Annotated in this window: 18 protein-coding genes; 13 read left to right on the top strand and 5 right to left on the bottom strand. The window is 66.9% G+C overall.

All coding sequences use genetic code 11. The annotated features are described in order from the left end of the window. The first annotated feature begins 45 nt into the window (after positions 1 to 45). The 7 genes from LQ953_RS08605 (at position 46) to LQ953_RS08575 (ending at position 5,205) form a co-directional block, all read left to right on the top strand. Positions 46 to 816 (top strand): EAL domain-containing protein, encoded by a 771-nt coding sequence (locus tag LQ953_RS08605; RefSeq protein ID WP_231030321.1) that lies wholly within the window; start codon positions 46 to 48, stop codon positions 814 to 816. A 68-nt stretch (positions 817 to 884) separates the two neighbouring features. Then, a complete protein-coding gene (locus LQ953_RS08600) occupies positions 885 to 1,613 on the top strand; it encodes a hypothetical protein (protein WP_231030320.1) in 729 nt (242 codons plus the stop codon). Between the two features lie 340 nt (positions 1,614 to 1,953). Then, entirely contained in the window at positions 1,954 to 2,331 is a 378-nt protein-coding gene (crcB, locus tag LQ953_RS08595) for a fluoride efflux transporter CrcB (protein WP_231030319.1), read from the top strand. Then, positions 2,328 to 3,644, top strand: coding sequence for an RluA family pseudouridine synthase (locus LQ953_RS08590; protein ID WP_231030318.1), 1,317 nt, complete (start codon positions 2,328 to 2,330; stop codon positions 3,642 to 3,644). Before crcB ends, LQ953_RS08590 begins: the two co-directional genes overlap by 4 nt. 12 nt (positions 3,645 to 3,656) lie before the next feature. Beyond that, a complete protein-coding gene (locus LQ953_RS08585) occupies positions 3,657 to 4,316 on the top strand; it encodes an HAD-IA family hydrolase (RefSeq protein WP_443026561.1) in 660 nt (219 codons plus the stop codon). Continuing rightward, positions 4,313 to 4,531: a hypothetical protein gene (locus tag LQ953_RS08580; RefSeq protein WP_231030316.1), complete on the top strand. Its 219-nt coding sequence runs from the start codon at positions 4,313 to 4,315 to the stop codon at positions 4,529 to 4,531. The genes LQ953_RS08585 and LQ953_RS08580 overlap by 4 nt, the downstream gene beginning before the upstream one ends. Then, positions 4,528 to 5,205, top strand: coding sequence for an ATP12 family chaperone protein (locus tag LQ953_RS08575; RefSeq protein WP_231030509.1), 678 nt, complete (start codon positions 4,528 to 4,530; stop codon positions 5,203 to 5,205). Before LQ953_RS08580 ends, LQ953_RS08575 begins: the two co-directional genes overlap by 4 nt. 26 nt (positions 5,206 to 5,231) lie before the next feature. Here LQ953_RS08575 and gmk read toward each other — a convergent pair whose 3' ends face one another. The 4 genes from gmk to fumC all read right to left on the bottom strand — a co-directional run bounded on the left by gmk (position 5,232) and on the right by fumC (position 7,879). Next, positions 5,232 to 5,882 carry a guanylate kinase gene (gene gmk / locus LQ953_RS08570; RefSeq protein ID WP_231030315.1) on the bottom strand — a complete coding sequence of 217 codons (651 nt, stop codon included), beginning with the start codon at positions 5,880 to 5,882 and terminating at the stop codon, positions 5,232 to 5,234. Between the two features lie 36 nt (positions 5,883 to 5,918). Beyond that, the gene (locus LQ953_RS08565; RefSeq protein WP_231030314.1) at positions 5,919 to 6,113 is read right to left on the bottom strand and encodes a hypothetical protein; all 195 of its coding nucleotides are present in this window, start codon (positions 6,111 to 6,113) and stop codon (positions 5,919 to 5,921) included. Beyond that, complete coding sequence (locus tag LQ953_RS08560) at positions 6,110 to 6,301, bottom strand: hypothetical protein (RefSeq protein WP_231030313.1); 192 nt, start codon at positions 6,299 to 6,301, stop codon at positions 6,110 to 6,112. The genes LQ953_RS08565 and LQ953_RS08560 overlap by 4 nt, the downstream gene beginning before the upstream one ends. A 189-nt stretch (positions 6,302 to 6,490) precedes the next feature. After that, a complete protein-coding gene (gene fumC / locus LQ953_RS08555; RefSeq protein ID WP_231030312.1) occupies positions 6,491 to 7,879 on the bottom strand; it encodes a class II fumarate hydratase in 1,389 nt (462 codons plus the stop codon). Between the two features lie 168 nt (positions 7,880 to 8,047). On the opposite strand from fumC, the gene LQ953_RS08550 reads away from it, so the two are divergent. Then, positions 8,048 to 8,734: a PilZ domain-containing protein gene (locus LQ953_RS08550; RefSeq protein ID WP_231030311.1), complete on the top strand. Its 687-nt coding sequence runs from the start codon at positions 8,048 to 8,050 to the stop codon at positions 8,732 to 8,734. Positions 8,735 to 8,907: 173 nt separating this feature from the next. On the opposite strand, the gene LQ953_RS08545 is transcribed toward LQ953_RS08550, so the two are convergent. Beyond that, positions 8,908 to 9,399, bottom strand: coding sequence for an SspB family protein (locus LQ953_RS08545; RefSeq protein WP_231030310.1), 492 nt, complete (start codon positions 9,397 to 9,399; stop codon positions 8,908 to 8,910). 72 nt (positions 9,400 to 9,471) lie between these two features. Here LQ953_RS08545 and hisB point away from each other — a divergent pair, with 72 nt between their 5' ends. Genes hisB through hisF form a run of 5 tightly spaced genes read left to right on the top strand, consistent with a single transcriptional unit; the run spans position 9,472 to position 12,446 of the window. After that, positions 9,472 to 10,059, top strand: a complete 588-nt coding sequence (hisB, locus tag LQ953_RS08540) for an imidazoleglycerol-phosphate dehydratase HisB (protein WP_231030309.1) — start codon at positions 9,472 to 9,474, stop codon at positions 10,057 to 10,059. Beyond that, positions 10,059 to 10,343, top strand: coding sequence for a YciI family protein (locus tag LQ953_RS08535; RefSeq protein WP_231030308.1), 285 nt, complete (start codon positions 10,059 to 10,061; stop codon positions 10,341 to 10,343). Before hisB ends, LQ953_RS08535 begins: the two co-directional genes overlap by 1 nt. Further along, positions 10,340 to 10,942, top strand: a complete 603-nt coding sequence (hisH, locus tag LQ953_RS08530) for an imidazole glycerol phosphate synthase subunit HisH (protein WP_231030307.1) — start codon at positions 10,340 to 10,342, stop codon at positions 10,940 to 10,942. The genes LQ953_RS08535 and hisH overlap by 4 nt, the downstream gene beginning before the upstream one ends. Next, complete coding sequence (hisA, locus tag LQ953_RS08525) at positions 10,930 to 11,688, top strand: 1-(5-phosphoribosyl)-5-[(5-phosphoribosylamino)methylideneamino]imidazole-4-carboxamide isomerase (RefSeq protein ID WP_231030306.1); 759 nt, start codon at positions 10,930 to 10,932, stop codon at positions 11,686 to 11,688. Before hisH ends, hisA begins: the two co-directional genes overlap by 13 nt. Then, positions 11,685 to 12,446, top strand: a complete 762-nt coding sequence (gene hisF / locus LQ953_RS08520) for an imidazole glycerol phosphate synthase subunit HisF (RefSeq protein WP_231030305.1) — start codon at positions 11,685 to 11,687, stop codon at positions 12,444 to 12,446. The genes hisA and hisF overlap by 4 nt, the downstream gene beginning before the upstream one ends. Positions 12,447 to 12,602: the final 156 nt, after the last annotated feature.

Genomic DNA, 12,602 nt, shown 5'->3' with positions numbered 1-12,602 from the left:
TTTGTTATCGGCTCGTACGTATCGTGGAACCTGAAAGGGTTCTGCATGACACAGCTAGGTTGCCAGGGCTGCCGCGAGGGCGCCGAGGATTTCGGCCTGGCCATGGCCTTTCAGCCGATCGTCGACGTGGAGACCGGACGCGCCTTTGCCTATGAGGCGCTGGTGCGTGGCGCGAACGGGGAAAGCGCCGGCGAGGTGCTGGGCCGCGTGACGAAGGCCAACCGCTATGCGTTCGACCAGCAGTGCCGCGTGGCCGCGATCGAACAGGCCGTGGCGGCGGGCCTGTTGGACAACGACGCGCGGCTGTCGATCAACTTCCTGCCCAACGCAGTATATTCCCCCGTTGCGTGCATCCAGCTGACGCTGAAGACCGCGCGCAAGACCGGGCTGCCCATCGACCGGCTGATTTTTGAATTCACCGAAGGTGAGGAGATGGTCGATACCGGCCATGTCGCATCGATCATCGAAGCCTATCAGCGGCTCGGCTTCGCCACCGCGCTGGACGATTTCGGCGCCGGTCATGCCGGACTGGGGCTGCTCGCGCGGCTGCAAACTGACCTGGTCAAGCTGGACATGGAGTTGATCCGCGGCATCGACACCAGCCTGCCGCGGCGCATGATCGTCGAAGGCGTGATGCGGATGATGCAGGGCCTCGATATCACCGTGATCGCGGAAGGCGTGGAAACGCAAGCCGAGTTCGCGACGTTGGTCAGGCTGGGCGTGCGCTACCAGCAGGGCTATCTGTTCGCGCGGCCCGAACTGCGGACGCTGCCGCAGATCTACATGCCGGCCGGATCCTCGGCGATGGCCGCCTGAACAACACACCCAACGCTTCCTTAACCGTGGCTGTGGCAGCATGGCCCCATCCTAAAGGAACGTTTGCGATGCTTCGCCCTGCCCTTCTGCTTGCCCTGCCCCTGATGCTCGCCGCGTGCGGGAAGAAGGACGAGCCTGCGCCGGTCAACGACAGCGAACTGGGCAACATCGCCGATCCGGCGATCACCAGCGCGCTCCAGGAGCAGATCATGGTCGATCCGCAGCTGACGCAGATGTCGAACAAGGACGCACTGCGCCCCGCACCACAGCCCTATTCGGGCATGGTGCCGAGCGACGCGATCGCCACCAACCGCGACAAGATCGACACGAGCGGACTGATGAAGGCACCGCCGGCGACTGCCGCGGGCAAGGACTGCCCGCAATGCGCCGCCGCCCGCGACAGCATCACGCTGGACGGCCTGGCTTCGCGCCAGAAGAATGCGCGCACCAGCCAGTGCGCGTCGGCGCTGAACTATTCGGCACGGTGGGCCACACGCCTGCCCGCCGACCTGCCGCTGTTCCCGCAGGCCCGCGTGATTGAGGCGGCGGGCAATCAGGGCGGCAAATGCGCGCTGCGCGTCGTCACCTTCTCCACCGCGCAGCCCATGGAGCTGCTGCTCGACTGGTATTACACCAAGGCCAAGCGCGGCGGGTACAGCGCCGAGCATCAGGTGGACGGCAAGCAGCACATCCTGGGCGGTACCCGCGCACGCGATGACGCGGCCTATGTGCTGTTCATGACCAGCCGCAACGATGGCGGCACCGACATCGACATGGTCGCGAGTAACGGCATCTGACCTGCGGGCGCCCGCAGGGGATAAGCGGGTTTCACGCGAAGGCGCGAAGACGCGAAGCTTTTAGAAGAGAGAGGTTCGCGCAGAGGCGCGGAGGCGCAGAGAAGGTGGTGCGGGGCTCCTGCACGTGCCGCGTCAGCGGCTATCATGTTTGGCAGCGCTGGTTGTTGAGGGCCGCTGACGCGGCAGGCTTGCACTCCTCCGCGCCTCCGCGCCTCTGCGCGAACCTCTTACCTTCTTCGCGCCTTCGCGTGGACCAACACTTCTTCCTCCGGCCCTGATCGCCAAGCGGTCGGGAGACGCGAGGATAGGCAAAGCGACGATTTCAGGCTACCGGCCCGGAATGCCAAATCTTTTTCTCGTGATGCTGGGCGGTGCCGTCGGCGCCGGTGGCCGGCACCTGCTCGGGCGGGCGACGCTTGCCTGGTGGGGGCCGGGCTATCCCTGGGGCACGCTGGCAGTGAACGTGCTCGGTGGATTCGCCATGGGCGTTCTGGTCGGCAACCTGTCGCGGCTGGACGGCAGCGGCGAGACCTGGCGGCTGTTGCTCGGCACCGGCGTGCTCGGCGGGTTTACGACGTTCTCCGCGTTCTCGCTCGACGTGGTCCTGATGATGGAACGCGGCGACTGGATGATGGCATTTGGGTATATTCTGATTTCCGTGCTGGGCGCGCTTGCCGCGCTGATGGCCGGACTTGCGTTGATGAGGGCTGCGGCATGAGTAACGACGTACGCCAGTTTACGGTTAGCCCGGACGACGATGGCATCCGCCTCGACCGCTGGTTCAAACGGCATATGGAGGATGTGAGCTTCAACATCGTTTCGCGATGGGCACGCACGGGACAGCTGCGCGTCGATGGTGCGCGCGCGACGCCCGCCGACCGGCTGGCCGCGGGTCAGGTGCTGCGCCTGCCATCGCCCGAGGCGCCCAAGCCCGCCAGCACGCCGCGCCCGAAGCGCGCCCGTCCGGAGCTGAGCGCCGAGCAGACGGAACTGGCCGAAAGCATGGTGATCCACAAGGACGCCGCCGCGATCGTGCTCAACAAGCCGCCGGGCCTTGCCACGCAGGGTGGCACCAAAACGTTCGAGCATGTCGACGGGCTGCTCGATGCGTTGCAGTATGACGCCGAAGGCCGGCCAAAGCTGGTCCACCGGCTGGACAAGGATACGTCGGGCGCGCTGCTGGTCGCGCGTTCGGCCAAGGCGGCGGCGTTTTTCTCCAAGTCGTTCTCGGGCCGGACCGCCAAGAAGATCTATTGGGCTTTGGTGGTCGGCGTGCCCGACATCGCCGATGGCTTTATCGACCTGCCGATCGGCAAGCAGCCGGGCACCGGCGGCGAGAAGATGCAGGTCGACGAGAAGGAAGGCCAGCCTGCTCGCACCCGCTATCGCATGATCGAGCGCGCGGGGAACACCGGCGCCTGGGTCGAGCTGCAGCCGTTCACCGGTCGCACCCACCAGCTGCGCGTGCACATGGCAGCCATCGGTCATCCGATCGTTGGCGACGGCAAATATGGCGGGCCCGAAGCCTTCCTGACCGGCGGCGTGTCGCGGAAAATGCACCTGCACTCGCGGCGGTTGCGCATCGACCATCCCGATGGCGGCAAGATCGACATTACCGCCGAACTGCCGAGCCATTTCGCCGAGTCGATGAAGACCATGGGCTTCGATCTCGCGCTGGGCGAGACGACGGCGTTTGAGGACCGCCCTCCCCTCACCCGCGACGAACTGAAGTCGCAGGCGCGCGCGCATGCCAAGTCGGTGCGCAAGGAACGCCGCGGCGAACGGCGCGGGCGTGCCGAGAGCAATAGCGATCGCGCCGAAGCGTCCCGCAGCAGCAAGCCGATTGGGAAGCCGCGTGCACCGGCCGGACGTGGCGCCGAGGGACCGCGTGGCGGCATCGGCCCACGCACGGGCGGCCCAGCAGGGCGCAGTGGCGCCGGGCCACGCAGTGGCGGACCCGGAGGACGCAGTGGAAGCTCCGGTCCGCGCACGGGCGGTCCGGCCGGGCGCGGCGGTGGCCGCAGCCGCTGATCGATGGCGCAGGTGAACCGCCTCGCCCTGTTCGACTGTGACGGGACGCTGGTCGACAGTCAGGCGAGCATCTGCCTGGCGATGGAGCATTGCTTCGAGGGGCAGAAGCTCGCGCCGCCAAGCCGCGAGGCGATCCGGCGGATCGTCGGCCTGAGCCTGGTGGAAGCGATCGCACGCCTGCACCCGGAAGCGGAGCGCGACCTGCACGAAGCGATGGCCGAGGCGTACAAGCAGGCCTATTTCGAGCTGCGCACCGCCGGGCGGATCGAGGACGAGCCGCTGTATGAGGGCGTGCTGGAGGCCATCGAGACGCTGGAGGCCAGTGGGTGGGTGCTGGGCGTCGCCACCGGCAAGTCCGACCGCGGACTGATTCGGGTGCTGGAGCATCACGGTCTGCGGCACCGCTTCGTAACCTTGCAGACCGCCGACCGGCATCCTTCCAAGCCGCACCCCTCGATGGTGGAGGCCGCCGTTGCCGAAGCAGGCGCCGCGCCGGAGACCACGGCGATGATTGGCGACACCAGCTTCGACATGGCGATGGCGCGCGCCGCCGGGGCGCATGCCATAGGTGTTGCATGGGGCTACCACAGCCGGCAAGAACTGGCCGACGCTGGCGCGCGGCATGTGCTGGAACATGCCCGCGAACTGCCCGCGCACCTGGAGGCCCTATGACCGACGCGGACCGGCTGGCGCAGAAACGCTATTATCTGATGGCCGGAGTCAATCTGGCCGGGGCCGCCGGAGCGGTACTGGGGCTGCTGATCGCAGGACGGTCGCATACCACCGAGCATACGCTGCTGGGCGGCGCGCTGATCCTCGCCTCGCTCTACATCATGGCCGTGGTGCCCCGCGCCATGGCGCGCAAATGGAAGACGCCGACACAGTGAAGCGATTCTGGAAGGATGTTACCGTCCAAGCCGGCGAGGTTTCGCTCGACGGAAAGCCGGTGCGGACACCTGGTCGGGTGCCGCTGAAGCTGCCGACCCCGCAGCTCGCCGAAGCTGTGGCGGCGGAGTGGCGCGCGGTGGGTGAGAATATCGATCCACGGGCGATGCCGCTGACCGGCCTTGCCAATGCGGCGATCGACCGGATCTCGACGGCGCGCGAAAGCTTTGCCGAGGGGCTTGCTGCCTATGGCGAGAGCGACTTGCTCTACTATCGCGCGGGCGAGCCTGCGCCGCTGGTTGAAAGGCAGGCTGCTGCCTGGGACCCGCTGCTCGATTGGGCGCGGGGGCGGTATGACGTGCATTTCGAGACGGCGACCGGGGTGATGCATCGTGCGCAGCCGGAAGCGACGGTGGCGCGGCTGCGCGAGGCGGTGCTGGCGCTCGACCCGTTCCGACTAGCGGGACTCGCGCCGCTGGTGACGATCAGCGGATCGCTGGTGGCGGCGTTGGCGCTGCTGGAGGGTGCAATAGAGGCTGACGCAATGTGGCGCGCCGCGCGGGTCGACGAGGACTGGCAGGCCGAGCAATGGGGTGAGGATGCGCTCGCGGTCGAGGCCGAGGAAGCGCGGCGGCGGGACTTTGATGCCGGGGTTAAGTTCCTGACATTGCTTTAATCCCCCGCCGGGCAGGAGGCCGGAGATTACTTGTTCAGGCCGCGGATGAAGCCGATCAGGCCGGTCTGGCGCGAGCGGCGGAGGCGCTCGGCCTTCAGGATTGTGTGGACGCTTTCATAGCATTCCTCGACATCGTCGTTGACCAGCACATAGTCGTAGCCATCCCAGTGGCTGACTTCATTGTTGGCGCGCGACATGCGGCCGTCGATCACTTCGGTTGAATCGGTGCCGCGGTTGATCAGCCGCTCGTGCAGCACCTTGAGGCTGGGCGGCAGGATGAACACGCGCACCACATCGCCACCGGCAAGCTGGAACAGCTGCTGCGCGCCCTGCCAGTCGATGTCGAATAGCACGTCGCGGCCCGAGGCGAGGATGGCATTCACGGTCTCGCGCGGGGTGCCGTAGCGATGATCGAACACATGCGCCCATTCCAGGAACTCGTTGTTCGTCACCATCTCGCGGAAGCGTTCGAGGTCGACGAAGTTATAGTCGACGCCGTCCTGTTCGCCCGGGCGCATCGGCCGGGTGGTGTAGGACACCGACATTTCGAGAAACGGATCCGCCGCCAGCAGCTTCCGCGCGATGGTCGACTTGCCGGCGCCAGATGGCGATGACAGGACGAAGAGGACTCCGCGGCGACGGAATTTGTGCGGATCGTTTTCGGTGCGGTGCGGCATGGGGGCTAGTGGCGCGGGGACTCGGTCCCCGTCAAGTCACACGCGCCGGTTCCGCCGCTCCTTGAGCATGCGATACACGCCATAGCCGCCGGCAAGCACGAGGCCTGGTGCGCCCATGCGGGTGATCGCGCGCTGTGCGGCATAGCCGAGCACTGCGCCCTTCATGCCACCGCGCCCGTCGCGCCGGTCGATCTGGCTGCCGATCACGGCGCCCAGGATGTTGCGGATCATGCGTCGTCTCCCTGACTGGCGAGATACTGGATGCCCCAGGCGATCGCGCCGAAGAACAGAACCGCCGGGATCACGGTCTTGGCGGCCTTCCATGCGGCCACGCCGGCAACGGCGCCGACCGCGCCGCCCTCACCATCGCTGGCGTCGATCTTGTGGCCGATAAAAGCGGCGATTGCGTTGCCGAGCATGTGTGTCTCCTTTGCGGGGTAGAGCGCGGGAGATGGTCTTGGGTTCCCTGAAAATCCTCCCCCGGAGGGGGAGGGGGACCGCCGAGCGAAGCTCGGTGGTGGAGGGATATTACCGTCTCATGCGCCGGGATACCTCTCCACCAGCCTTCGGCTGGTCCCCCTCTCCTTCCAGGAGAGGATTGAGAGAGTTTAACGGCCGACCATCGTCTCGGGGCGGACGTACTGGTCGAAGGTGGCTTCATCGACCAGGCCGAGCGCCAGGCCCGATTCCTTGAGCGTCAGGCCCTTCTCATGCGCGTTCTTGGCGATCTTGGCGGCGTTGTCATAGCCGATCGCCGGGGCGAGCGCGGTCACCAGCATCAGCGAGCGGCCGACCAGGTCGGCGATCTGCTTCTCGTTGGCCTTGGCACCATCGACCGCGCGCTCGGCGAAGCTGACCATGCCGACCGACATCAGGTGGATCGAGCGCAGCACGTTGGAGCCGATCAGCGGCTTGAACACGTTGAGCTCGAAGTGGCCCTGCATACCGCCGACGGTGACGGCCATGTGGTTGCCGATCACCTGCGCAGCGACCATCGTCAGCGACTCGCTCTGCGTTGGGTTGACCTTGCCCGGCATGATCGAGCTGCCCGGCTCGTTGGCCGGCAGGTCGAGTTCGCCGAGACCCGAACGCGGGCCCGAGCCCAGCAGACGGATGTCGTTGGCGATCTTGTTTAGCGACACGGCCAGCGTGTTGCAGACGCCCGACAGGTTCACGAGCTGGTCCTTGGTCGCCAGCGCCTCGAACTTGTTGGGCGCGGTGACGAAGGGCAGGCCGGTGATGTTGGCGATTTCCGCCGCGACATCCTCTGCATAGCCGGCCGGAGCATTCAGGCCGGTGCCGACGGCGGTGCCGCCCAGCGCCAGCTTGAAGATGTCGAGATCGAGCACGCTGGCGAAGCGGTCACGCGCCGAGGCGAGCATGGCGGCATAGCCCGAGAACTCCTGGCCGAGCGTCAGCGGCGTCGCGTCCTGAAGATGGGTGCGGCCGATCTTGACGATGTGATCCCATGCGTCGACCTTCGCCTGGAGCGAGGCGTGCAGCCGGTCGAGCGCCGGGTACAGCTGAAGCGTCACCGCGCGGGCCGCGGCGATGTGCAGCGCGGTCGGGAACGAATCGTTCGAGGACTGCGCCATGTTGACGTGGTCGTTGGGGTGGATCGGCGACTTGCCACCCTTGTTACCGGTCAGGATCTCGTTCGCGCGGCCGGCAATGACCTCATTCACGTTCATGTTGGTCTGGGTACCGCTGCCGGTCTGCCAGATCACCAGCGGGAACTGATCATCCAGCTTGCCGTCGACGATTTCCTGCGCCGCATGGTCGATGACCTTGGCGATTTCGGGGTCGAGGCCATGCTTGACGTTCACCCGCGCGGCGGCCTGCTTCACGATCGCCTGTGCATGGACGATGCCCAGCGGCATGCGCTCGGTCGAACCGAACGGGAAATTCTCGATCGAACGCTGGGTCTGCGCGCCCCAATAAGCGTCGGCGGGAACTTCAATGGCGCCGATCGAGTCGGTTTCGGTACGGGTGGTCAAGCTGTCCTCCTTGGGGCCTAACAGGATGCCGCGGCTCTAGCCCCCCTGCCCCGCGGACGCCAGCACGCAGCGGCGGCGCCGATCTCTGCGCGAACGCGCCGGGCATTTACCAAGCGTTGTCACAAACGCGTTAGATAGATGGCGGGCAGACAATTCCGCAGGGGTGGAGTGATCGAGACGGTGACTACCGCAACGCCGACACATTCGGGTGCCGAGAGCCAGGTTGCGCGTGCCCCGCGCAAGAACCTGCTGCTGGCCGCCACAATCGAAGCCGGCACGTTGCAGGCCACCGTGCGGATTCGCAACCTGTCCGAAAGCGGCGCGATGCTCGACGGGGCGGCGCTGCCCAATATCGGCACCAAGCTGGTGCTGCGCCGCGCAGTGATCGAAATGCCCGCCAAGGTGGTGTGGCAGGCCGGCGGACGATGCGGCGTGCAATTTGAAGCCACCACCGTTTCCGTCGACGAATGGGTCGCCGGGCTGCTCTCCCCCAGCTTCAACGGGCACAAGGGCCAGCAGCGCGTCGATGCGATCCAGCAGGCGCTGCGTGCCGGCGCCGCGCTGCCCGCCGAAGCGGAGGCCGCGCCGGCCGGGCCGGACGAGCACGCGCTGGAAACGCGAGTCGCCGAAGAGATCCTGTACGTGCAGCGGCTGCTCGACAGTTTGGGGGAGGATCTGGTCGAGGACCCGATCCTGCTCCAGCGCCATGCCCGCGCGCTTCAGAACCTGGACCGGGCGAGCCAGATGCTCGAGCATCTGGGCGCGATCCTGAACGCGTCCGACCGAGTCGCGGCGGCGCGGCATATCAAGATGGAAGATCTGCGCACGCGTTTGCTGCGGCCTGTCCAGGCCTAAGCGAATCGACATTCAGGTCCGTCCCAGCCCTCCCCTGCAAGGGGAGGTGGCGCGCGCAGCGCGTCGGAGGGGTGTCACCGCTTCGATCTGAAACCCGATCAATCCGCCGGGATACCCCTCCGTCAGCCCTTCAGGCTGCCACCTCCCCTTCCAGGGGAGGATTGGGGTGGAGCTTATTTCTTGCGCTTGAAATCCACCGAGACGACGTTGGAGCCGTCCTCGGCCGGCTTTACGATGGCGGCGGTGGCGCCGTCATTCTCCGCCTCGTCATGCTGGGCGGGTTCTTCGGCCAGGTCGGTGACATGGAAGCGCAGCTCGAAGTTGACCGCCGGATCGTGGAAGCCGGTGATCGCGGAGAAGGGCACCGTCAGGATCGACGGGACGCCGCTGAAGCTCAGGCCTACCGAGAATTTCTCGTCATCGACCTTCAGGTCCCAGAAGCGGTGCTGGAGGACGATGGTCATCTCGTCGGGGAACCGCTCGATCAGCCGCTGGGGGATGTCCACGCCCGGCGCATGCGTCTTGAACGTGATGTAGAAATGATGCGTGCCCGGCAGCGCCTGGGTATCGGCAACCGAATTGAGGACGCGGCCGACAACGGCGCGCAGGGCTTCCTGCACGATCTCGTCATAGGGAATCAGGCTGTCGGGCACGTTGGCGTTCATGCCCTCTGGGTAGCGGATGGAGCCTTGCGGTCAAGATTGCATGCGCGGCCCGTGTCGCTATGTGAGGCGGACATGCGCACCGCCACGATCAGCCGCAAGACGAGCGAAACCTCCGTCGATGTCACCGTCAACCTGGACGGTACGGGAACGTACGAGATCTCCACAGGGGTCGGCTTCTTCGACCATATGCTCGAGCAGCTCTCCCGCCATTCGCTGATCGACATGACCATCAAGACGGTTGGCGACCTGCATATCGACCAGCACCACACGGTCGAGGACACCGGGTTGGCGATTGGCGAGGCGATCGCCAGGGCGCTGGGCGACAAGAAGGGCATCCGCCGCTACGCCGACGCGCTGTCGCCGATGGACGAGACGTTGGCACGCGTCGCGATCGACATTTCGGGCCGCCCCTATCTCGTGTGGAAGACGGCGTTCAGCCAGAGGAAGCTGGGCGAGATGGACACCGAGATGTTCGAGCACTGGTTCCACAGCTTCGCTCAGACCGCCGGCGTGACGCTGCATGTCGAGACGCTGTACGGCACTAACAACCACCATATTGCCGAGGCCGCGTTCAAGGGGCTGGCCCGCGCGTTGCGCGAAGCCGTCGAGATCGATCCTCGCAAGGCGGGTGCGATCCCGTCGACCAAGGGAGTGCTGTGATGATCGTCGTGCTGCTGTCCTACAAGGTCGACATTGCCGAGATCGACCGGCTGCGTCCGGCGCATGTCGAGTGGCTGAAGCAGAGCGTGGCCGATGGCCGGCTGATGCTGGCGGGGCGGCAGGTGCCTGTGACCGGCGGCATGTTCCTGGCGCGCGGGAGCATGGACGAGGTTAAGGCCTGGGCCGCGCAGGACCCCTTCGCGCTTGAGGGCGCGGCGGACTATCAGTTCATCGAAGTCGCGCCGAGCATCCTGGCACCCGGGCTGGAAGCACTCGGCCAGTGACGCTGGCGCTGATCGATTACGGCGCGGGCAATCTCCATTCGGTCCACAATGCGCTGAGAGCGGCGGGTGCGCAGGATCTGGTGATCACCGCCGACCCGGATGTGGTCGCCAAGGCCGACCGCATCGTCCTGCCGGGCGTCGGCGCGTTCGGCGCCTGCGCGAGCGGATTGCGCGAGATCGACGGCATGGTCGGCGCGATGGAGCAGCGCGTGCTCAACGAAGGCGCGCCGTTCCTGGGCGTGTGCGTCGGCATGCAGCTGATGGCCACGCGTGGCGAGGAGCTGGGCGTGCATGGCGGACTGGGCTGGATCCCCGGCGTGGTGCGCCATCTTCCCCCCTCCCCTGACGTGCGCGTGCCGCACATGGGGTGGAACGACGTCGTGCCTTGTTCAGACCATCCGCTGATCGAGCCGGGCGAGGCCTATTTCCTGCACAGCTTCGCGTTCGAAGGCGAGCATGTGCTGGCGACCACCGAGCATGGCGCCCAGGTCACCGCGGCGATCGGCCGCGACAATCTGGCCGGCGTGCAGTTTCACCCCGAAAAGAGCCAGCGCTACGGCATCGCGCTGCTGCAAAGGTTTTTGGCATGGCGTCCCTGATCATCTTCCCCGCAATCGACCTGAAGGGCGGCCAGGTCGTCCGCTTGGCCGAGGGCGATATGGACCGCGCCACGGTGTATGGCGACGATCCCGCCGCGCAGGCGCAAGCCTTCGCGCAGGCAGGTGCCGAGTGGCTGCACATGGTCGACCTGGACGGCGCCTTTGCCGGTGAGTCAGTGAATGGCGCGGCGGTCGCGTCGGTGCTGGAGCGCTTTGGCGGCAAGGTGCAGCTGGGCGGCGGCATCCGCAATCGCGAGTCGATCGAGCGCTGGCTGGACCTGGGCGTGGCGCGGGTGGTGATCGGCACTGCGGCGTTGGAGGACCCCGAGCTGGTGCGCGAGGCGGCGCGCGATAATCCCGGGCGGATCGTGGTGGCCGTGGACGCGCGCGACGGCATGGTCGCGACGCGCGGCTGGGCGGACGTGTCCACCGTTGCGGTGGCCGAGCTTGCCAAGCGCTTCGAGGATGTCGGCGTGGCCGCATTGCTGTTCACCGATGTCGGGCGCGACGGGCTGCTCAAAGGCTGCAATGTCGAGGCGACCGTGGCGCTGGCGCGCGAGGTTGCGATTCCCGTGATCGCCAGCGGTGGCGTGGCCAGCATCACCGATGTGCAGGACCTTGCCGGCCATGTCCTCGATGGCGTCGAAGGCGTGATCACCGGCCGCGCGCTCTATGATGGGCGCCTGGACTTGGCCGAGGCGATCGAGACGGCGCGGCTGCGCGCGTCGCCGGCCGACTTCGCATGAGCGTCCGCGCGCGCGTGATCCCCTGCCTCGACGTGGCGCAGGGCCGCGTGGTCAAGGGCGTGAACTTCGTGGAATTGCGCGACGCGGGCGATCCGGTCGAGCAGGCCCGGGCCTATGACGCGGCGGGCGCGGACGAGCTGTGCTTCCTCGACATCACCGCCAGCCATGAGGCGCGCGGGACGATGATCGACGTGGTGCGGCGCACGGCGGAAGTGTGCTTCATGCCGCTGACCGTCGGTGGCGGCGTGCGGACGGTGGAGGATGCGCGCGCGCTGCTGCTGGCGGGCGCCGACAAGGTGGCGGTGAATTCCGCGGCGGTGGCGCGGCCCGAAGTCGTGGCGGAGATCGCCGAGCGCATGGGCAGCCAGTGCGTGGTCGCCTCCATCGACGCGCGCCGGGTGTCCGAAGGGCGCTGGGAAGTGTTCACCCATGGCGGACGGCGTGCGACCGGAATCGACGCGGTGGAGCATGCGCTGCGGCTGGCGGAGCTGGGCGCGGGCGAGCTGCTGGTGACGTCGATGGACCGCGACGGCACGCGCGACGGTTACGATCTGGCGCTGATCCGCGAGATCGCCGACCGCGTGACGGTGCCGGTGGTGGCGAGCGGGGGCGTGGGCAAGCTGGGCCATCTGGTCGAAGGTATCCGCGACGGGCATGCCTCGGCGGTGCTGGCGGCGTCGATCTTCCACTTTGGCGAAGCGACGGTGGCGCAGGCGCATGCCGCGATGCGCGAGGCGGGGATACCGGTTCGGGGTTGATTTTCTTGTTCGTCACCCCGGCCTTGAGCCGGGGTCCCGCTGCCTTTGATTGGCATTGAAGAAGAAGCGGGATCCCGGCTCAAGGCCGGGATGACGAAGGATTGGGTACCCACGCACAGCCCGTGTTAACCGTTTCAGAACCGGCACCCCCTACCC

Origin of the sequence: Sphingomonas sp. IC-56, assembly GCF_021043375.1 — a bacterium.
Classification (GTDB): Bacteria; Pseudomonadota; Alphaproteobacteria; order Sphingomonadales; family Sphingomonadaceae; genus Sphingomonas.
Note: the sequence above shows the minus strand (reverse complement) of the source record. Positions and strands in the feature narration are given on the sequence as shown.